Annotated in this window: 15 protein-coding genes and 1 riboswitch; of the genes, 13 read left to right on the forward strand and 2 right to left on the reverse strand. The window is 63.9% G+C overall.

Annotated features, from left to right (window positions below; genetic code table 11):
- Positions 1–18: 18 nt before the first annotated feature.
- A complete protein-coding gene (locus BPHYT_RS07320; RefSeq protein ID WP_012432511.1) occupies positions 19–966 on the forward strand; it encodes a dihydrodipicolinate synthase family protein in 948 nt (315 codons plus the stop codon).
- Positions 967–1016: 50 nt separating this feature from the next.
- Here BPHYT_RS07320 and BPHYT_RS07325 read toward each other — a convergent pair whose 3' ends face one another.
- Positions 1017–1676: a GntR family transcriptional regulator gene (locus BPHYT_RS07325; protein WP_012432512.1), complete on the reverse strand. Its 660-nt coding sequence runs from the start codon at positions 1674–1676 to the stop codon at positions 1017–1019.
- A gap of 276 nt (positions 1677–1952) precedes the next feature.
- Here BPHYT_RS07325 and BPHYT_RS07330 point away from each other — a divergent pair, with 276 nt between their 5' ends.
- The 5 genes from BPHYT_RS07330 to BPHYT_RS07350 all read left to right on the forward strand — a co-directional run bounded on the left by BPHYT_RS07330 (position 1953) and on the right by BPHYT_RS07350 (position 6247).
- The gene (locus BPHYT_RS07330) at positions 1953–2873 is read left to right on the forward strand and encodes a fumarylacetoacetate hydrolase family protein (RefSeq protein ID WP_012432513.1); all 921 of its coding nucleotides are present in this window, start codon (positions 1953–1955) and stop codon (positions 2871–2873) included.
- Positions 2874–2947: 74 nt separating this feature from the next.
- Positions 2948–3979 carry an ABC transporter substrate-binding protein gene (locus BPHYT_RS07335; protein ID WP_238535634.1) on the forward strand — a complete coding sequence of 344 codons (1032 nt, stop codon included), beginning with the start codon at positions 2948–2950 and terminating at the stop codon, positions 3977–3979.
- Between the two features lie 55 nt (positions 3980–4034).
- A complete protein-coding gene (locus BPHYT_RS07340) occupies positions 4035–4640 on the forward strand; it encodes a VOC family protein (protein WP_012432515.1) in 606 nt (201 codons plus the stop codon).
- 12 nt (positions 4641–4652) lie between these two features.
- Complete coding sequence (locus BPHYT_RS07345) at positions 4653–5396, forward strand: ABC transporter permease (RefSeq protein WP_012432516.1); 744 nt, start codon at positions 4653–4655, stop codon at positions 5394–5396.
- A complete protein-coding gene (locus BPHYT_RS07350) occupies positions 5396–6247 on the forward strand; it encodes an ABC transporter ATP-binding protein (RefSeq protein WP_012432517.1) in 852 nt (283 codons plus the stop codon). The genes BPHYT_RS07345 and BPHYT_RS07350 overlap by 1 nt, the downstream gene beginning before the upstream one ends.
- 86 nt (positions 6248–6333) lie before the next feature.
- Here BPHYT_RS07350 and BPHYT_RS07355 read toward each other — a convergent pair whose 3' ends face one another.
- Positions 6334–7206, reverse strand: a complete 873-nt coding sequence (locus BPHYT_RS07355) for a spherulation-specific family 4 protein (protein WP_012432518.1) — start codon at positions 7204–7206, stop codon at positions 6334–6336.
- A 54-nt stretch (positions 7207–7260) separates the two neighbouring features.
- Positions 7261–7340: riboswitch (cyclic di-GMP riboswitch) on the reverse strand.
- A gap of 639 nt (positions 7341–7979) precedes the next feature.
- Between BPHYT_RS07355 and BPHYT_RS07360 the strand changes: the two genes are divergently transcribed.
- The 7 genes from BPHYT_RS07360 (at position 7980) to pelG (ending at position 20883) form a co-directional block, all read left to right on the forward strand.
- Entirely contained in the window at positions 7980–10793 is a 2814-nt protein-coding gene (locus tag BPHYT_RS07360) for a polysaccharide deacetylase family protein (RefSeq protein WP_041758835.1), read from the forward strand.
- The gene (locus BPHYT_RS07365) at positions 10783–14766 is read left to right on the forward strand and encodes a tetratricopeptide repeat protein (RefSeq protein WP_012432520.1); all 3984 of its coding nucleotides are present in this window, start codon (positions 10783–10785) and stop codon (positions 14764–14766) included. The genes BPHYT_RS07360 and BPHYT_RS07365 overlap by 11 nt, the downstream gene beginning before the upstream one ends.
- 37 nt (positions 14767–14803) lie before the next feature.
- The gene (locus BPHYT_RS07370) at positions 14804–15355 is read left to right on the forward strand and encodes a hypothetical protein (protein ID WP_012432521.1); all 552 of its coding nucleotides are present in this window, start codon (positions 14804–14806) and stop codon (positions 15353–15355) included.
- A gap of 90 nt (positions 15356–15445) precedes the next feature.
- Entirely contained in the window at positions 15446–16858 is a 1413-nt protein-coding gene (locus tag BPHYT_RS07375) for a PelD GGDEF domain-containing protein (protein ID WP_012432522.1), read from the forward strand.
- Entirely contained in the window at positions 16851–17861 is a 1011-nt protein-coding gene (locus BPHYT_RS07380) for a tetratricopeptide repeat protein (protein WP_012432523.1), read from the forward strand. Before BPHYT_RS07375 ends, BPHYT_RS07380 begins: the two co-directional genes overlap by 8 nt.
- Positions 17858–19510: a GT4 family glycosyltransferase PelF gene (gene pelF, locus BPHYT_RS07385; RefSeq protein ID WP_012432524.1), complete on the forward strand. Its 1653-nt coding sequence runs from the start codon at positions 17858–17860 to the stop codon at positions 19508–19510. The genes BPHYT_RS07380 and pelF overlap by 4 nt, the downstream gene beginning before the upstream one ends.
- On the forward strand, positions 19510–20883 hold the full coding sequence (gene pelG, locus BPHYT_RS07390) for an exopolysaccharide Pel transporter PelG (RefSeq protein WP_012432525.1): 1374 nt from the start codon (positions 19510–19512) through the stop codon (positions 20881–20883). Before pelF ends, pelG begins: the two co-directional genes overlap by 1 nt.
- Positions 20884–21127: the final 244 nt, after the last annotated feature.

Raw genomic sequence — 21127 nt, forward strand, 5'->3', positions numbered from 1 at the left:
CATATCAAGGAGTTTCGTATGGTCGCCCACAGGCACCCCGCTTTTGCGACACCGCGCGTGTTCGCACCGGTTATCACGCCGTTCACCAAAGACCTGCGCATCGACGCGCCGCGTTTCGTCGCGTTCTGCCGCTGGCTGGTCGGGCAGGGCGCGGGCCTCGCGCTATTCGGCACCAATAGCGAGGCCAACTCGCTGGGTCTGACCGAGCGTCATGCATTGCTGGATGACGTGATCAAGGCCGGCGTCGATCCCGCGCACCTGTTGCCGGGCACGGGCTCGTGCGCGCTGCCCGACGCGATCGCCTTGACGCGTCATGCGTGCGAGGCCGGTTGCGCGGGCGCGCTGATGCTGCCGCCGTTCTTCTACAAGGGCGTCAGCGACGACGGTCTGTTCGCGTACTACTCCGACGTGATCCAGGCAATCGGTTCGGATCAGTTGCGGGTGCTGCTGTATCACATCCCGCAGTTCACCGGCGTGCCGATCACGCACACGCTGATCGAGCGGCTGATCACGGCGTATCCGCGCACGGTGGTGGGCATCAAGGATAGTTCGGGCGACTGGGCCAACACCGAGGCGATGCTGCGCAAGTTTCCCGGCTTCGCGGTGTTTCCCGCGTCCGAGGCGTTGCTCGGCAAGGCGCTGCCGCTCGGCGCCGCCGGCTGCATTTCAGCGACCGCGAATATTCAGCCGCAGGCGATCGCAAGTCTGCTTAACGCGACGACATTGGAAGAACGGGCAGTGTGGGAAGGCAAAGTGGCGACCGTGCGGCTGGCCGTCCAGGCGCAACCGATGATCCCGGCGTTGAAGCATATCGTCGCGCACTTCGCGAACGACGAGTCCTGGACCCGCGTGCGTCCGCCGCTGACGCCGATGAACCCCGCGCAATCGGGCGCGCTCCTGCAGCAGCTTCAGGCGTTGGATTTTTCGATGCCCGCGATGGCGACACTTGCGACGGTGGCCGCATGAACACGCAGCGCCTACCGGCGCGTGTCGCGACGCCGGCAAACGCCGCGAACTCAGGCGTTCTCGCGCTCCGTGCGCTGGCGCTTGAGCCGGCCGAGCACGACGATCGACAGCCGCGCGGTGTGGTCGCGCATGGCGTTGTACGCGCGTTCCGGTTCGGAGTCGAGGATGGCGGACACGATCTCGCGATGCTCGTCGGTCGCCGCTTCAAAGCGCGACGGCGAAGCCGGCTGCGCAGCGCGAAAGCCCGCCAGGCGCTGACGTTGCACCGCCATGATCTGCGCCAGCGACTTGCTTTGCGCACCCTTGCAGATCAGTTCGTGGAATTCGCGATTGAGTGCGAAGTACTCCGTCTCGTCGCCGCGCGCGATCGCGGCGTTCATTTCGGTCTGCAGTTCTTCGAGCTGCTTCTTCTCGACAAGGCTCATGCGCTGCGCGCTCAAACGGCAGCACAGCGCTTCGAGTTCGCACATGGCCTCGAGCATGTCGGCGAGTTCGTCGATGCTGAACTGCGCGACCACCACGCCTTTGCGCGGTGTCAGCTCGACCAGGCCGCGCGCGGCCAGCTCGCGCAGCGCTTCGCGGATGGGCGTGCGCGACGCGTTGAAGCGCTCGGCGAGCGCTGCTTCTTCGAGCTTCTGGCCCGGTTCGAGCGCGCCGTCGATGATCTCGTCGCACAGCAGGCGGTAAATCTTGGAGGAGAGCGTGGTCATCGTGATGGTCGTGGGTTGAGCGAAACCGTGGGCAGGCGGCCCTCATTATGCGCCAGCGGCCCAACCGCCTCAATCGCCACCGCGCATATCCGGCCTTTGCAAGCTCATGCAGTGTACGCGTGAACATGTTCACGCCCCGATAAGTGTATACGAGGATTTTAATAAAAATACACTGATGACTGAATGTATACGATCATGAATGTATACGAATGTATCAGTCCAGTTATTGAGTCCTCGGCAGTCGAAAATTCACCCCTACAGAAAGCGAGGCAAGACGTGACCTGGTTTGGTATCGCAACCTACGAATTGAATGGCCGCAGCGGCATGGGCCTGGCTGTCGGCAGCAAGCTGTACGACGCGCACGCCGCGTTGAATCAGATCGCCCCGGAGGCACCGCTCGCCGATGTCGGCACGCTGATCGCCGGCTGGGAGACGGACGGCGCCGCCGCTGTCGAACGGTTCGAACGGGCGGCGCGCGCGATCGAGGCGGGCACGCTGGAGATTGCGGCGCTACAAGGGCATGCGCTATGCGTGCCGTTCCAGCCGCGGCGTATTTTTGCGGCCGCTTCGAACTATTACGAGCACGCTCGGGAGATGGGCACCGAACTCGCGCCGCGCGAGGAAAGCACGCCGTACATGTTCATGAAAGCCGAAACGAGCGTCGTGCCTACGCTCGCCGAGGTAGTAATTCCGCCGCACGCCGAGCGGGTCGACTGGGAGGTGGAACTGGCCGTGGTGATCGGCAAAACTGGCCGTCACATCGCCCAGCAGGATGCCTACGACTACATTGCCGGCTACACGATTCTGAACGACGTCAGCGCGCGCGACCTGAATCGCCGTACCGACTATCCGTTCAAACACGACTGGTTTCGCGGCAAGAGTTTCGATACCTTTGGTCCGCTCGGGCCGTGGTTCGTGCCGCGCGCGTGCATCGCCGAGCCGCAGAATCTGCGCATGCGTCTTTCGGTGAACGGCGAAATGATGCAGGACGGCAATACGTCCGGGATGATCTTCAACATCGCCGAGCAGATCGAATATTTATCGACGATCCTCACGCTGCAACCGGGCGATCTGATCGCCACGGGCACGCCGACCGGCGTCGGCATGGGGCGCGGCGTCTATCTGAAGGCGGGCGACGTGATGGTCGCTTCCATCGACGGCATCGGTTCGATCGAGAATCCATTGGTCGCGGGCTGAGCGCCATCCATTGACTCTACTCATTGACGGGACACGACATGTTGCAGCGGATACGACGCGCAGTGGCGCGGAGAGTGTCGGAACTCACACGGCGCACGGCGTTGAGCGCTGCCGCGCTCGCCGCCGCGACGCTCTTTACCGGCGTCCACGCGGCCGCTCAAACGACGGATAAGCCCGCCGCGCGGGTTGCGGACAAGGTGCGCGTGAATCTGGCGTGGCTGCCGCAGGGCAGCACGGGCGGCATTCTGCTCGCTCACGCCAAGGGCTACTACCGCGAGGCAGGGCTCGATGTCAGCGTGATGCGCGGCTATGGCGGCCAACGCACCGTCAATGAAGTGGATGGCGGTCTGTTCGAGTTCGGCTACGGCGATCCCGTGAGCGTGATGCTGAATCGCGCGCACGGCGGCCATGCCGTGATGGTCGGCGCGATCAACACGCGCTGGCCCGGTGCGATGTGTTATCTGGAACGGCCCGGTTTCAAGGTGAGCTCGCTGAAGGATCTCGCCGGTATGACGCTGGGTGGCGGCGGCGCGTCGCCGGTGCAGAACATCATGCCGGCCTGGCTGAAGCAGAACGGCATGGCACCCGATGCGATCAAGACGGTTCGGCTCGATCCGGCGGTGATCAACACCGCGTTATTGCAAAAGCGCATCGACCTGTCCGAGTGCTGGGAAGGCGCGAGCCTGCCGGTGCAGGCCGCGCTGGTGAAGCGGGCAGGGCAGCAACTCGGCAAGGTGTATTACCGCGATTTCGGTCTGGACATGATGGGCAACGGTATCGTCACCACGGACAGTTTCGTGGCCCAACATCCGGACGTGGTCAAGCGCTTTGTGGCCGCCACCTATCGCGGCTATGCGCTGATGCGCGAGCATCCGCAGGAAGCCGCCGACGCGATCGCGGCGCAATATCCCGTGCTCGACAAGACGATTCTGTTGCAGCAGATCGTCGAGACCAACGGCCTGATCACCGACGACCCCGCGCAACACAAGACCGGCTGGTTGCGCCCGGCACGCATGGACGCCACCGCGGCGTTCGTGTCGCAAGCGTTCGGCACCGGCGCGAAGGTGAAGGCGGCCGACCTTTATACGAACCGGTTTGTGGAATGAAGCGCGCTTTAAACCGCATTCAGACCGCAGCCCGTGCATGACAAAGGAGAAGGTAATGAACAGTTTGCGTCCTAAGCGGCTTGGACACATGGTGCTGATGGTGCGCGACATCCAGAAGTCCGCGCGCTTTTACACGGAAGTGCTGGGCCTCAAAGTATCCGACTGGATTGGCGATCAGATGGTGTTTCTGCGCGCCGGCAGCGATCACCACGATCTCGCGCTCGCGCAATTGCCGGAAGATTCCGCCGATTTCAACGACCTGCCGCGTTATTCGCGACCCGGACTCGAACACTTCTCGTATCTGATCGACAGCTATGAGGAAATGGAGCGCTCGGTCAAGGTATTGCAGGAGCATGGCGTGGAGATCGTACGCGGCATCGGCCGGCATGGTCCAGGTAATAACCTGTTCCTCGTGTTCAAGGATCCGGACGGCAACAACGTCGAGGTGTACTGCGAGATGACGCAGATCGGCGAGCGCGACGAACATGAGCCGCAGGTGTGGGAGCGCACCATCGAATCGTTCGATCAGTATCGCTTCGAGCGCTTCGTGGTTCCGCCGCCGCCGCATCTGGCCGCGCAGAAGTCGGTGCAAACAGCGCAAGGCGACGCCCACACCACCGCTGACGAAGCGAAGAAATCCGATCCTTCCGCCCAGACATAATTTGGAACCCTTATGAAGCGATTGATCGAAACTGTCTCGTTCTGGATCGTGATCGGCCTGGTCTGGGAGTTCGGCGTGCGCTGGACGGGCACGCGTGAGTACGTGTTGCCGGCGCTCTCGCAGGTGTTTGCCGCCGGTTGGGAGATGCGCGGCCAGTTGCTCGCGGATACGCTCGCGACCGCCTGGGAAGTGTTCGCCGGTTTTGCGCTGGCGCTTGTCGGCGGGCTTGCGATCGGCCTGCTCGCGAGTATGTCGAGCATCGCGCGACGCACCTTGTTCCCGCTCGTCACCGCGTTGCAGAGCATGCCGAAGATCGCGCTCGCGCCCTTGCTGATCGTATGGTTCGGCTATGGATTCGCCTCGAAGCTGGCCGCTGCCGTGCTGTTCGCGTTCTTCCCGATCGTGATCGCGACGATGGGCGGTCTGGCCGGCGTGCCGCGTAATCTGGACGAGCATTTCCGCGCGCTTGGCGCGTCGCCGGCCAGGACCTTCTGGCATTTGCGCTTGCCCGCCGCGTTGCCCGCGCTGATCGACGGCTTGAAGATCGCCATGCCGCTCGCGGTGATCGGCGCGATTGTCGGCGAGTTCATCGGTTCGGAGTCCGGCCTCGGGCACCTGATCGTCTTCGCGACCTCGAACGCGCAGACAGCGCTTTCGTTCGCGGCGATCCTGATGGTGACCGCGCTGGCCATGCTGTTTTACTGGGCCGTCGAACTGGTTTCGCGCGGCGTATGGTGGAGAGGAGTGACGGTCTGATGGCACTGGTCGACAAGTTGCGTATCGTGCAGCGCGCCGCGGCAAACGGCGCGGCAATTCATCCACTGAACAAGGACGAGACAGCGCCCGCGCTGATCTCGGTCGAGCAGGCGGGCAAGCGTTTTGCCGCGCGCGGCGGCGCGCAAGCGTTCAGCGCGCTCGAAGGCGTCTCGATGCAGATTCGCGAGAGCGAATTCGTTTCGATTCTCGGGCCGAGCGGTTGCGGCAAGAGCACCTTGCTGCGCATGGTCGCGGGGCTCGTGCCCTGCGACGAAGGCCGTATTCTCCTCGGCGCCGAACCGATCGGCGCGCCGGTGCCGGACATCGGCGTGGTGTTTCAGACCAGCAATCTGCTGCCGTGGCTGAGCGTCGGCGCCAATATCCGGCTCGGTGCGAAATTGCGCAATCTGCCGCGCGCGCAGGTGGATCAGCGGCTTCCCGCCTTGCTCGAAACCTTGGGTCTGACGGCATTCGCCGATCGCTATCCGCATGAGTTGTCGGGCGGCATGCGGCAGCGCGCCGCGATCGGGCAGATTCTGTTGCTCGAGCCACGCGTGATGCTGATGGACGAACCCTTCGGCGCGCTGGACGCGCTCACGCGCGACCGCCTGAATGTCGAGTTGCTGAGAATCTGGCAGCAGAGCACGCTCACCGTGTTGCTGGTCACGCATAGCATCCACGAGGCGGTGTTTCTGTCGGATAGGGTGCTGGTGATGTCCGAACGCCCCGGCCGCGTGATTCACGACGTCAAGATCGATCTGCCGCGGCCGAGACAACCCGATCAGGTGAAAAGCGATCCGCTATACGGCGAGTACGTTTCGCAGTTGTCGAAACTGATGGGGGTGTTCTAGTCGCGCTCGCGATGCAGCGGCCGGCGTCGCCGGCCGCTGCAAAGATCATGTCGATATCGATATCGACATCGATATGAGTAGGCTCATCAACGCGCGGCGGCGTCCGTGACTTCATCGTTCCAATAGGGCGGCAGCGCCTTATACGGATTGCCGCCGGCGAGCGACGTGACATACACACCGCCCGCGCCATGAGTCTTCGCGTATTGCACGACACCCGGCAACTGCGCGGCGGTCGCGCCGTACACCATGTGCACGAAGCGGCTCTTCGGATAGGCGGCCTGCCAGCTCATCGGCTGGTATTTCGCATAACTCTTCGCGGTGCTTTCGAATACGACGAACTGGTCCGCCGTCGGCAAGCTCGCGTAAAGCTCGGGAATGTTGGTGCCCGGATTGGCCGTCACCGAGTAGGTGGCGTTCAATCCTTTGATGTAGTTGTAGATCGACTGATAGAACTGGATGTGCGACATCTGGCTGTCGGACGTCATTTCGTCGATGAAGAAGCCGTCCACCTTATACATCGCCACGTAGGCGTTGATGTCGGTCACGACCGCGGAAAGCGAGCGCTTGCCGTACGAGGTGGAGATATAGCCCAGCACCTTGCCGCCGGCGGCGCGAAGCCTGGCGGCGGCCGCCGCGTAGTTGGGATCTTCCTTGGCGCCAGGGCCGCTGTTGGGATTCAGGATGGCCGTGGTCGGCACCTTGCGCGCCGAGGTCACGAGACTGTTCCAGTTCGCGACGCTGCTGGTGGCATTGAAGTAGGAGGGGACGACGAGACTCGTGGTTGTCGTGGTCGCCGCGCTCGCCGCGAAGGCAGTGCCGTTCAGGCATCCCACAACCAGCAGGCCCGCGATCAGCCCGGCCCGTTTCAGACTTCTACCCGTGCGGCTCAAAAGACGGACTGCTTCCGCCGATTCCGAAGCCACAAACGCAACTGCACCCATTCCCCGATTGTCTTGCATGTAGCCTCCTGACGCGGTGTGGTCACCGCTGTCGATTGGCCCGCCGTGGATACGGCGGGCAACTGGCAAACTCCCGCAAGGGAGTCCCTGTAGCTTTGCGTCGCCGGATCGCTCCGGGTTTGCCCAAACTGCGCTTACGGCATCTCCTGAATTTTCTTTAGGGTGCCGATTTATTTATTCGCAGCGTTTGAATCGAATGCCCGTGAAGGATATCGGAAAATTAATTCCTGTCTATGCGTTTCGGTACTTATTGCTGGGTGCGGTGCCCGAGCCGAGAAGGCGAGCAGTCAAATGCGCGTGTTAGACATGCCTTAAAAAGATTTGGCGATTTCGACGAAGTACTGCAGCGCATCCTGATTTAATGATCAGAAGAATTAAGCGTCGCGGGCGTGATCGGCACTCTCTGAGGTGATTTTCCAACACACCGTCGATTCTCTTGACGAATTGGTTTCAGGCAGTGCCGCCTTTACTATCCGGCTTTTAGAGGCGCGCAATCGTTTGCCTTTGAATTCAAGCGGATGCATTTGCCGTTATTTAACTATTGGGATTCAGGCAACGGCATAAGCGAGCTTGAGACACCCCATGTCATGTGATATCTTCCTCGGCCTTACCAGTAACCAGACAAAAAGTCGGTATTGCATCCACCGCAATGTTAGTTTTGCGCGATGTAAATAATGCCGACGGGCCGGCTCGAAAATCCGCAAGCGGAAACTTTCTCCCCCACAGGGAGAACGCCGCTCGCGTTCAGACTGAACGGGGAAAAGATTTTGGCGATGAAGAAGCGGACCCGGGCATGCGCCGGCGGGGACTCTTGCGGGGTTGTCGAACGCGCGGGCGAAAGATTTCTGACGCGAACCTTGATTGCGGTAGTGCTTGGCGCGGCCGGGATTGCACCGCTTGCAGCACACGCAGCGACTCACGCAGCGACTCAAGCAACGACGCAGGCCGAAGCCGCACCGTCGCAGTCCGCCGCTGTGGCGGCTCACTCCGCCGTGTCCGAACCCAACCTTGCTTTCTTCTACGCAGCCAATCCGCCTGTCGGCGAATTGCAAGCATTCGACGCCGTCGTGGTCGACCCCGCTACCGGTTTCGACCCGGCGGCTCATCCGCTGGCGCATACCACGTGGATCGCGCGCACTAGCGGCGCCGAGTCCGCCGGCTCGGCCGACGTGTTCCTCTCCGGTCAGATCGAGCCGCTGTGGCAGCGCGGCTATCGTGGCTTCCTGCTCGACACGCCCGCAGCCGTGGCCGCAGCGAGCCGCATTCATCAAGCTCATCCGGATGCGCGCCTCGTAGCGGGTGGCGCCGACGTGATGCGCAACGCGCTGCCGGTGGCGAAGTCGCTCTACGCGGTAGTCGGCGATTCGCTAGTGCGCGGTATCGACGACAGCGGCCAGCTTCTGGACGTCCCCGAAGCATTGCGCGCACAGCGCGTTGCGGACGCACGCGCGTTCACGCAGCAAAGCGGCGTGCCGGTGGTGTCCGTGGAATATTGCGCGCGCAACGATCGGCAATGCGCTCGCGACACCGCCGCGCGAGTCGTGTCGACCGGCATGCTGCCTTATGTGACGAGCAAGGCACGCGACGTGGTCGGCATCGGCAAGATCGAGGTTCTGCCGCGCAAGATTCTCGTCGTGCAGGACCGCGATACCAAAGACCCGCTCGACCTGAGCGCCGGCGTGCGCGATCTGGCCACGCCGCTCAACTATATGGGTTACGACGTCGAGTACGCCGACTTCTCGTCGCGTCTGCCCGACGGCATTACGCCGGACCGTTACGCGGGCGTCGTCGCGTGGATCCAGCGCGGCGCGGTGCCGGATCCGGAGGCGTGGCAACGCTGGATCGCGGCTCGCATGGCGGATCATGTGCCTGTTGCTTTCCTCGGCGCGTTCGGCTTCGACGCGGCCGGGTCGGCGGGCGCGGCGCTCGATCTGCAAGCCGTGGGCGGCACACTGGCCGCGCCGGTCACGGTGGTCAAGAGCGACCCGATGGTCGGCTTCGAAATCAGCCCGAAACCCGAACCGCGCGATCTGCAAGGCGTGCGCGTGGGCTCGCGCAGCCAGTCGCTGCTGCGTGTTTCGGCCAACGGCGTGCTGCTCGATCAGGTTGCGCTCACGCCGTGGGGCGGCTACGCGCTCAGCCCGTACACCGTGACGTCGCTCGACAGCATCGAGCAGGAACGCTGGGCGATCCAGCCCATGGCGTTCATGAAAGCCGCACTGCATTTGCAGGACATGCCGTCGCCGAGCGTCACGACTGAAAACGGCCGGCGTCTGTTCATGTCCCACGTGGACGGCGACGGTTTCGCCTCGCGCGCCGAATTCCCCGGTCCTGACTATTCCGGCGAAGCGCTATACGAGCAGATCTTCACCCGCTATCAGGTGCCGATGACGCTTTCGGTGATCGAAGGTGAAGTGGGTCCCAAGGGTCTGCATCCGGATATCTCGCCGCGTCTCGAAGAGATCGCCCGCAAGATGTTCGCGCTGCCGCACGTCGAGATCGGCACGCACACCTACTCGCATCCGTTCCAGTGGGAGCAGGTGGACAGCAAGACCGGCGCGCAGGTGGATCGCGGAGGCGGCGACGCGGCGTTCTCGCTGAACATTCCGGGGTATCACTTCAATATCGACCGCGAGATCACCGGTTCGATCGACTACATCAACACGCGCCTCGCGCCCCCCGGAAAGAAGACCGTGCTGCTGCAATGGTCGGGCGACTGCCGCCCGCCGGGTTTCGTCGTGCGCAAGGTGTACGAAGCCGGCGTCTACAACTTCAACGGCGGCGACACGGTCATCACCCGATCGGCCAATAGCTGGACCAATATCGCGCCGATCGGCGTGGACAAGGGGCCGGGCGCTTATCAGGTGTACGCGCCGAATCAGGACGAGAACGTCTACACGAACGACTGGCAAGGCCCGTTCTACGGCTTCCAGCGCGTGCTCGAAACTTTCTCGATGACCGACAAGCCGCTGCGCTTCAAGCCGATCGACATCTACTACCACATGTACAGCGGCACCAAGGTGGCCTCGCTGCGCGCGCTCGACCAGATCTTCTCGGCGGTGCTCAAGCAGCCGGTCATGCCGGTCTACGTGAGCGAGTACATCCGCAAGGTGCTCGACTGGCACACGTTCGCGGTGGCGAAAGAGGTGGGTCCCCAGGCGAACGACTGGCTCGTGCGCGGCAACGGCGAGGTGCGCGAATTGCACTGGCCGCAGGCGGCCAGACCGTCGCTGGCCGATGCTTCCGGCGTGACGGGTTTCTCGAACGGTCCGGACGGCACGTATATCCATATCGACGGCGGCAGCGCGCGCTTTGCGATCGGCAACGCCACGGACGCGGCGCCGTATATCGGCGAAGCCAACGGTTTCGTGCGCAATTTCCAGCGCACGGCGCAGGGCGTGCGTTTCGAGTTCGCCGGGCACTATCAGCCGTTCGTCAAGCTGGCCAACGCGCAGCAGTGCAAGGTCAGCGTCAACAAGCAGCCGGTCGCCACGCGCCGCGACGGCGAATTCCTGCGTTTCGATACGCCGGCCGACGTCGGACACAAATTGAACTATCAGTCAATCGAGGTCGCTTGTGGTCGATAACCGCCCTCGCATCGCGCCCACGTGGCTCGTCCTGCTGCTCGCGGGCGTCGTGTTGATCACGCTCTATCTCGTGCATCCGCGCGGCGGTCTGCGCAGCCGGATGACCTCGACCGACGCGCCGAGCGATCTCAGCATCGCGTATCTGGAAGCATGGCTGCGCGTGCAGCCCGATAACTCGGAAATCCTCTCGGTGCTCGGCACGCAGTACGTGCGTCTGGGCCGCAACGAGGACGCGCGCCGTATTGCCGCCCGCATGGAGGCGATGCCGGACGAGCACCTGCGCCGCGCGGCGCAATTGCTGCGTCTGAGCGTCGACACGCGCGAGACGTTCGCGCTGCCCGCCAACGATCCGGGCCGCGAGGCCGCGCTTGACCGTTTGCGCACGCAGCTCACGAATGCGGCTGCGCTGACGTGGTCGAATGCCGATCTGCAGATGCTGGCCGAGGCCGCGGCGTCGGTGAATGCGCAGCAGCTCGCCGGGCAACTCTACGCGCGCCTCGCGGTACAGGACCCCGCGCAGCAAACGCGCTGGAACCGCGAAGTGGTGCGCTTTGCCATGTATGGCGGCGACTATCGTGGCGCGGCGAACGGCTGGTTCCGTTTGCAAGCCAGCGCGGCGACGGTCGATGCGAGACGTCAGTGCTTTATCGAAGGCATCAAGGCCTTGCAGTCGGGCAATCTGCTCGACGAAGCGCTCGCTGCCGCCGATCAACACGGCGCCGAATTCAGGCACGATCACGAAACGCTCGTGGTGCTGCTGAATCTGGCGCGCGCGGCGCATCGTCCGGATCTCGTGGACCGTTACGCGAAGGCGCTGGCCGGTTACGCGCAGGCTCAGCCAGAAGAAGACGGCGCGCTGCGCCTCGTCGACTTTATCCGCGAGCGTGCAAGCGAAGCGGGCACGCAGGGGCAGTACGCCTATATGGATGGTCCGCAAGTACGGCCCGGTCTTGCCGTGCGCGCGAGTACCCATGGTTCGCGCGAGGTGCATGTCGTGCGCGTCGCGGCGTCCAGCGCTGCGCCTGCGTCCGTGAAACCCGCTGCTGCCGCGCCCGCCGCAACGGCATCAGCCGCCGCGGCTGCGCCGGCCGCCGCCGCTGCCAACGACGTGCCGGGCCTCCTCTATCAGTCGTTCCTCGAATCGAGCGATCTGCCCAACGCTCAGCGCGTGGCGGCCGAGCAGGTCAGCAAGAACCCAGGTTCGCCGGTCTGGACCAAGCGCCTCGCTCAGGTCGCCGAATGGAATCACGCGTCGCCGCTCGCTTTACAGATGTGGCTCGCCTACGCGCAAGCCACGCACGATCCGGAAGGCTGGAAAAACGTGATGCGCCTCGCGCCGATGCTCAACGACGACAACGCCTATCTGGCCGCGTTGATCCAGGCATCGAATGCTTCGCCCGGCGACCTGAAGCTGGTCGACTCCGTAGTCGCGGCTTACGAACGCCTCGGCCGTCCTGACGACGCGCTGGCGTTCCTGCGCGGCCGCCAGCGCAATTCGCCGGCGGAAGCGATCGACGCGCGTCTGGGTCAGCTCGCCGAGCGCTCGGGTCACGACGACGAAGCGCTGAGTTATTACCGCAAGCTGAACCAGCTTTATCCGTCGAACACGCAATACGCGCTGCGCACGGCGAGCCTTCTGTATCGTCACGGCGACTACAAGGGCGCGCTCGACACGCTGCTCGCCGCGCGCCGCGGCGCCAAGGACGACGATGTGCTGTTCTGGCGCAACGCCGCGCAGCTCGCGCGCCTGCTGCAGCGTGACGATATCGCGAACGACGCCTACAAGCATCTGCTGGCAAGCGGCCAGGCGGCGCCTGAGGACCTGAGCGCGATGACGTACTTCTACGACGCGTATCCGATCGACGCAGCGCGCACGTCCGAATTGCAGTTCCGCCGTGACCATTCGCAACGCGCGTTGCAAAGCGCGATTCACTATTACACCGATGCCGAGCAATACGATCGCGTCGATGAATTGCTGAAGAGCCTCACGCCCGAGCAGCTGGCCGCGGGCGAAGCCGACCCGGCATTCCTGCGCGTGCGGGCCGAGTACTATCGCCAGATCGATCGTCCGCTCGATGCGTTGCGCGATTTGCAGCACGCGGTGTCGCTGCCCGGCGCGACACTCGATTTGCGCGCCGCGCTGCTCTGGACGCTGGTGGACTACGGCAGCGAAGCGCAATTGCGCGAAGCAGTCGCCGAATGGCGCGATGCGCCCGCTCAGGCACCGGCTTTGTGGGGTCCGCTGGCCGCCGCGCAGATGCGTTTGAACCGGCCGGAAGCGGCGCTCAAGTATCTGCGCCTGCAGTCGGCGTCGATGTCGCGCGATCCGCTGTGGCAACTCGCCTACGCCGAAGCGCAGGAAATGGCGGGGCGCAGCGATCTCGCCTGGTCGATCCGCCGCAACGTCTGGCGTCAGATGCAGCAGGAAGAGGCCGAGATTCGCGCCAACAGCGCGCAAGGCCAGATCGTGCTGCGCACGCGCGCCTCGCAGGGCGGCGAAGTGCGTGAGCAGATGCTCGGCCGTCGCGTCACGCTTGCGTCGATCTTCGAAAACGCGGACGTGTCGAAGGCTTTCCTGATCGATCTGCTCGCGAGCGACGCGGGCCGCAACGACAACGCCGATGCGCGCCGCACGTTGCTCGGCGACGCGGCCGGCCTGCCGCCCGCGCAACCGGTGAAGGCACCCGCCGCGGCGAAGTCGCCGGATCAGGCGCTGTTGAGTTCGTCGGTGGCGCGCGACGTGGCGCTCGCCTGGGCGATGTCGCATGAAGCGAGTCCGCTGGCGAAGCGCTGGCTGGCCCGCCAGTACGCCAACGTGCTGGTGCAGCCGTCCGAGCAGCTGATCGCGATCGCGCTCGCCGAAAACGACAAGCCCGCCATGGAGCGTCTGCTCGACCAGCAAGGCGCACGCTTGCCGCTCTACAACCGCATCGATGCTTCGATCGCGGTGGATCGTCCGGGCGCGGCGGAAAACCTCGCGTTCCAGGGCCTGGAAGGCGCGCCCTACGATTCGGAACTGCACAGCCGGCTGGAGCAAACCGCGCTGACATGGCCGCAATCGCTCGACGCGACCGTGACCAGCTTCGTCGAACATCCGCTCGACTATGTGGAGCAGACGCTGGCGGGCAGCATCAAGGTCGCCGATCTCTACATGATCGGCGTGAACGGTGTCCAACGCTTTCAGCACTCGACGGACGAGTCGCAACTGACCAACGTGCCTTCGGTGGATCGTTCGGTGGAGTTTTACGCGCGCCGTCAAACCTACGACACCGCCTTCATGGTGACCGCCGGCCGCCGCGAAGCGCTCGACAGTTTCTATAGCGTGTCGGTGGGCGCGGAGTGGGGCAGGAACTCGCCGCTGTCGATCGCGCTGAAAGCGGGCCGCAATCAGACGGCGCGGGAATCGCAGGCATTGCTGGTCGGCGGCATGAAGGACAACGTGGTCGGCACGATCACGTACCGCGCGACGCAGCATCTGTATGCGACGGGCACCGTCGAAGCCGATCGTTTCTATAGCCAGGCGCGCAATTACCTCGGCAGCGGCGTGCTCTCGACGGGTGAGATCGGCTATCGGATCCGCACGAACTATCCGGACTACACGGTGCGCCTGATCGGCGCGCATGGCGACTACGGCGCGAGCGGCTCCGCGGACGGCCTGATTTCGCGGCTGATTCCGGCGAGCGCCGGGCCGGCCGACGCATCGACCTTCGTTCCGCAAACCTATTCGCAATACGGGCTGTTCTTCGGTTTCGGCAACGATCTGATCGACCAGTACACGCGCGCATGGCGCCCGTTCCTCGACGTGGGCGTGCTGCACGACTCGTTCCAGGGCTGGGGGCCGTCGATCAGTCTGGGCCTCGCGGGCACGGTGTTCGGCGGCGATCACGCGGCACTCTTTTTCTCGCATCAGCGCGTCTCGCGTCTCGGCACGCCAGTGACCCAGATCGGCGCGCGCTATAGCTGGTTTTATTGAACCGGATTTCGCATAGTTATCCCAAGGAGAATTCTTCATGTACGGCATTAAACGATTGGCTCGTACGAGCGCCTGGTGTGTCGCGGCAGCCGCGCTGGCCCTGATGGTGAGCGCATGCGGCACGGTACGCCAGACCTCGGGCCCCGCGCTCGCGCGCGGCGACAAGGTGGCGGTGGTGTCGATCGCCAACTACACTGAAACGCCGGATGCCGGTCACAGCGCGGAATCGATCGCGGCCAACACGCTGCGCGCGGGCGGGATCGCCGATGTGCGCATCGCGCCGGCCGATTCGAACCGCAACTCGCTGTTCGACACGACGCAGCGCGCCGACAGCGACAAAGCGCTGGAATGGGCGCGTTCGCAGAACGCCCGCTATGTGCTGTCGGGCGCGGTTGAAGAATGGCGCTACAAAACGGGCGTGGACGGCGAGCCGGTGGTCGGCGTGACGTTCGAACTGATCGACGTGTCGAACGGCGCCGTGGTGTGGAGCGCGACGGGCACGCGTACGGGCTGGAGCCGCTCGGGTCTGTCGAGCGTGGCGACCTCGCTGATCGCCAAGGTTCTGTCGCCGTTGCAAGCGCGTCAGTAAAAGCATCAATAAGCATATCCCCAAGGTTGCGTGTTTGCGCCCGAAGTGCGGGCCGCCGGCCGCAACCCGACATGTGAAAAGGAAATGGCCGTGAATACCGCAGCCGTGGAAAACAACCCAGGCGCCTCGAAGCCGCGCCATGCGCATCCGTTCGGCAATCTCGGACGCGTGCGCCGCCTGCTGGCGCCCGCGGTGGCGCGGCCGTTCGCGATCGTGGAGACCGTCGTGCTCGTGCTGGTCGTACTGGCCGTGGCGCACTGGCTCCATCCTGAAGACCCGTTGCTGCTGCACAATGGTTTTCCGTGGCTCTGGCTGGCGTCGCTGCTGGTGGCCTTGCGCTACGGCAGCCTGCTCGGTCTGCTGAGCGGAGCGTTGATGCTCGGCGCGTGGGCGCTCTTTTATCCGCACGGCGGCCCGTTCCCCACGCTGTATTTCGCGGGCGGTCTGATCCAGACGATTCTCGCCGGGCACTTCGGCGATACGTGGGGCAGCCGCGCCGAGCGCGCGTCGTCGTTGAACGATTACCTGAACGACCGTCTCGTCGCGTTGACCAACAGTCACTATCTGATGCGGCTCTCGCACGAGCGGCTCGAAAAGGATTTGTTGTCGCGTCCGACTACGTTGCGCGATTCGATTACCGAGCTGCGCCGTCTGTCGGTCGCCACCGATACCGCGCTCGCCGCGCCGGCAACGGGCAAGGAAAACGATCCACTTGGCGGCGCGAGCGGTCTGCTCGAATTTGTCGCGCAAGCCTGCCAGATCGAAGTCGCGGCGCTGTATCCGGTGCATCACGGTAAGCTCGGCACGCAGGCCATCGCGCAGATCGGCGACCCGTTCGAATTCGCCGCGCACGACGAACTCGTCACGCATGCATTGAACACGCTGAGCGTCGCGCATCTGAAGAACGAAGACACCGTCGTGCCGGTCAGCCAATACCTGGTGTGCGCGCCGCTCGTATCGGCGGACGGCGAACTGCGCGCGCTGCTGGTCGTCAAGCGCATGCCGTTCCTGTCGCTCAACTTCGACAACCTGCAATTGCTGCTGGTGCTGCTCGGCTATTACGCGGACGGCGTCGAGCATTCCGCATTCGTACAGCGCATTCTCGACCGCGTGCCGAACTGCCCGTATGAATTCGCACTCGATCTGAGCCGCCTCACGCGTCTCCAGCAGAAGGCCGGTGTGGCGTCGTCGCTCGTCGCGCTGGCGTTTCCGCGCGATGAAGAGGGCGACTCGCTGTTCGAGCACGTCATGCGCCGCCGCCGTTCGCTGGACGTGATGTGGCCGGTGCAAACCGCGAAACAGTCGGTGCTGGTGAACCTGATGCCGGCCACCGACACGACCGGTATCGACGGTTATCTCGCGCGGATCGAAGCCAGCCTGACGGCCCAGTTCAACACCGATCTGGAACGCGCGCGCGTCGGCGTTCATACGCTCCACCTCGAAGGCGACGAGCCGGGTGCGGCGCTGATGCGTCTTCTCAAACGAAGCGGCCTCGATGTCTAAGACCCTTTCTCTCATCGTCGGCGCGCTCGCGGCCGTGGTGGCCGTGATCGTGCAATATCTGGCGATCGCGAGCCTGCTGCAACCGCCCGGCGCGCTCGATCCGCTGCTGCGCTTTTTCGCGTGGCAGGCGTTGGCGGGACTCGCCGAGGCAATCGCGTTCCGCTCATGGCTGCCGCTGAATTACCGCGAGCCGCGCGCGGTTTCGCTGCTGTTCCTGTGGCTCGCCTGTACCTTCGTGCCGCTGTTCGGCGGCCTCGTCGTGCTGATCAGCTGCATCTGGGCGGCGCTCTTTCCGGGAGCCAAGGAAAGCGATCAACTCGCCGATGTGCCGCGCCCGGAATTCGTCACCTACCTGGTGTCGCGCGTGTCGCACGGCGGCGGCGCGCGTTTGCAGGCGCGCCTAGCCAACACTCAGGTGTCGCCCACTGACCGGCTGTCCGCGCTGGTGGCGATCCAGAGCATGCCTACCCGCACCACGGGCACGTTGCTGCGCGAGTTGCTTGCCGATCCGCTCGAAGACATTCGCCTGATCGCTTACGGCACGCTGGATCACGCCGAAAACGAGATCATGCAGAAGATCTTCCGCACCAGCAAAGCGCTGGAAACGACGGACAACGACGTTGAGCGTCATGCGCTGAACCGCCTGCTCGCCGAGCTGTACTTCGAACTCGTGTACCAGAACCTGGTGCAGGGCGCGGTATACCGCCATACGCTGCAACAGGCCGACCGCTACGCCCAGGCGGCGCTCGAAACCGACCCGGGCGACGCCGCGCTGTGGCTGATTCGCGGCCGTCTCGCGCTGGCGAACGGCTTGCCCAATGCCGCGCATGAATACATCGGCCAGGCGCTCGCACTCGGTTTCCCGCGCGAACGGCTGGTGCCGTGGCTGGCGGAAGCCGACTTTCTGCGCGGCGACTACGCTCGCGTCAAGCAGCTTCTCGCATCGCTGGGCAATGCCGCCGCGTTGCCCACACTCAAACCGGTTGTGAAGTACTGGTCATGATGAAAGAACTCCCGATCCGCCGTGCCGCCGATGCCGATGTCTGCCTGTTGCTCGAAGGCACGTTCCCGTTTGTGCGTGGCGGCGTGTCGAGCTGGGTCAATGAAATGATCCGCTCCTACCCGGAGACCCGCTTCGCGATTGTGTTCATCGGCAGCCGGGAACAGGACTACAACGGCGCCGCGTATGTGTTGCCGGATAACGTGGTGCATATCGAAACGCACTTCCTGTACGAACAGGCCGTGGCGGATTTCCAGCCGCGCGCCGTTGCCGGCGACGCCGCGGCGTTCGCGCGCTCGCAGAAATTGCACGACGCCTTGCGCGATCCGCGCAGCGGGCTGGATGTCGGCGGTCTGATGGCGAGCATGATTCCGATGCTTGGGGCGAATGGCGCATTGAACGAGCAACAGTTCCTGTCGAGCCGCGCGGCGTGGGACACGATCGTCGATCAGTATCAGAAGTACTGTACCGATCCGTCGTTCACCGATTATTTCTGGACCGTGCGCATCATGCACAAGCCGCTGTGGCAACTCGCGCGTGTCGCGGAGAAGCTATTGCCGGCGAAGGTCTATCACACCGTATCGACGGGATACGGCGGCTTTCTCGGCGCGTTGATGCATTACCGCACGGGTCGTCCGCTGCTCATCTCCGAGCACGGCATCTACACGAAAGAGCGCAAGATCGACCTGCTGCAAAGCCAGTGGATTCGCGACAACCGCGGCGTGTTCGAGCGCGATATCTCGCGCGTAAGCTATTTCCGCGAACTGTGGGTGCGTTTCTTCGAAGCGATCGGCAAGCTCGCCTACGACGCCGCTGACGATATCGTCGCGTTGTACGAGGCGAACCGCCAGCGTCAGATCACGGACGGCGCGCGCGCCGAGCGTACGCAATGCATTCCGAACGGCATCGACGTCGACGCGCTCGGGCCGCTGGTGGCGCAACGCAAGCCGCGTTCGCACCGCGTGGTCGCGCTGATTGGCCGCGTGGTGCCGATCAAGGACATCAAGACCTTTATTCGCGCGATCTTCATTGCGTCGCGCACCATGCCGGATCTCGAAGGCTGGATCATCGGACCGGAAGAGGAAGATCCCGCTTACGCGCTCGAATGCCGCGCGCTCGTGGAGAGTCTCGGCCTGAGCCGCAATGTGAAGTTCCTTGGCTTCCAGCGCATCGACGACATGATGCCGCAAATCGACGTGATCGCGCTGACCTCGATCAGCGAGGCGCTGCCGCTGGTGGTGCTGGAAGGTTTCGCGGCCGGCGTGCCGGCCATCACGACCGACGTGGGCTCGTGCCGTCAACTGATCGAAGGCGTGGATGCGGAAGATCGCGCGCTCGGCTCCGCGGGCGCGGTGGTTCAGCTCGCCGACCCGGCGGCCTTCGCACAGGCGGTTTTGGCGCTGCTCGCCGACGAAACCCGCTGGCAGGCCGCGCAGCAGGCCGGACTCGCGCGCGTGCGCCGCTACTACACCAAGAAGCAGATGATCGACCGCTATCGCGCGCTGTATGAGCGTCTCGCCGCGATGCCGGATCGCGAGCGCAACTATTCGGCCGCCGATGCGGCGCGCTGCCCGATGCATCACGGCACTCAATCAAAAGCGGAGCCGCACGCGAGTCCGGCACATCCCGTTCAATCGCAGGAGACACGCTGATGGCGGGTATCGGCTTCGAATTACGCAAGATCATGCGCCGCGACACGCTGACCGGCGTGGCGCGCGCCTATGCTTACGCGGGCCTGATCAGTTCCGGTCCGCTGATCCTGTCGATCTTCGGCATCCTGATCATCGGCCTGATCAGTCTCACTTCGGTGATTCCGACGTTCGCGATCGTGCAGTTCCAGGTGTCGGTCACGTATCTGATCGCGCTCAGTCTGATTCTGACCGGGCCGCTGCAACTGTCGTTCACGCGCTTCATCTCCGACCGGCTGTTCGAAAAGCGCGACGACCTCGTGCTGTCGAACTACAACGGCGTGGTGCTGGTGTCGTCGATGTTGGCCAGCGTGGTCGCGGTGGTCGCGATGCTGGTGGGCTTTCGCGAGGAGCCGCTGATCTACCGCTTGCTGATGATTACGGGCTTCGTGGTGGTCAGCAACATCTGGATCGCCGTGATCTTCCTGTCGAGCGTCAAGCAGTACCGGCAGATCCTGATGGTGTTCGCCGTCGGCTATGCGTGCGTGGTGTGTCTCGCACTCGCGTTGAACGGCTATGGACTGGTCGGTCTGCTTGGCGGCTTCGTGGCCGGGCACATCGTGCTGCTCGCCGGTCTGTCGGGTCTGATTTACCGTAACTACCGCAGCGAGCGTTTCGTGTCGTTCGAAGTGTTCGAGCGGCGCTTCGCCTATCCGAGCCTCGCGCTGGTCGGCCTGCTGTTCAATATCGGCGTGTGGCTCGACAAGTTCATGTTCTGGTATGCGCCGGGTACGGGCACGCGCGTGATCGGGCCGCTGCATGCATCGGTGATTTACGACATTCCGATTTTTATCGCCTACGTGTGCGTGATGCCCGGCATGGCGACGTTCCTCGTGCGCATCGAGGCGGATTTCGTCGAATACTACGACGCCTTTTACGACGCGGTGCGCAGCGGCGCGACGCTGCGCCATATCAACGAAATGCGCGACATGATGGTGGGCAGCGTGCGAGCCGGGCTGTATGAAATCATCAAGGTGCAGGCGGTCGTGCTGCTGCTGATCGTCGCCTTCGGCGAGCGCGTGCTGGGCTCGCTCGGCATTTCGCCGTTGTATATGCCGCTGCTTGTGGTCGACGTGGTGTCGGCGAGTCTGCAGGTGTTGCTGCTCGGTCTGCTCAACGTGTTCTTCTATCTCGACGGGCGGCGCATGGTGCTGCGGCTCACCGGCGCATTCGTCGTGCTGAATGGACTCTTCACCGGCATCACGCTCAGGCTCGGGCCGGATTTCTATGGCTATGGATTTGCGCTGGCGTTGCTGGTCGTGGTGGTGGCAGCCGTGAAGGTGCTCGATCGCAAATTCATGTCTTTGGAATACGAAACGTATATGTTGCGGGGTTGATCCAGGGCGTCGCCGTTCCGGCTCGAGATCGTGTTCATGCTGCCGCTCCGGAAGCGGTGAGGGCAGGGCGCGCTCGACGAGACGAACCGGCGCGCCGGCACCTTTGGCCTCACACCGCTCGACTTCGGATTCCACCATGCATCAAGCTGATTTTGGCCCGCTTCGGCGGGCCGCTCGCGCGCGCCTTGCCGCCGATGTTCATGCCGGCCGCCGAGCCGTCCAATCGTGGCTAAGTGCAGCCGTG

Origin of the sequence: Paraburkholderia phytofirmans PsJN, from assembly GCF_000020125.1 — a bacterium.
GTDB lineage: Bacteria > Pseudomonadota > Gammaproteobacteria > Burkholderiales > Burkholderiaceae > Paraburkholderia > Paraburkholderia phytofirmans.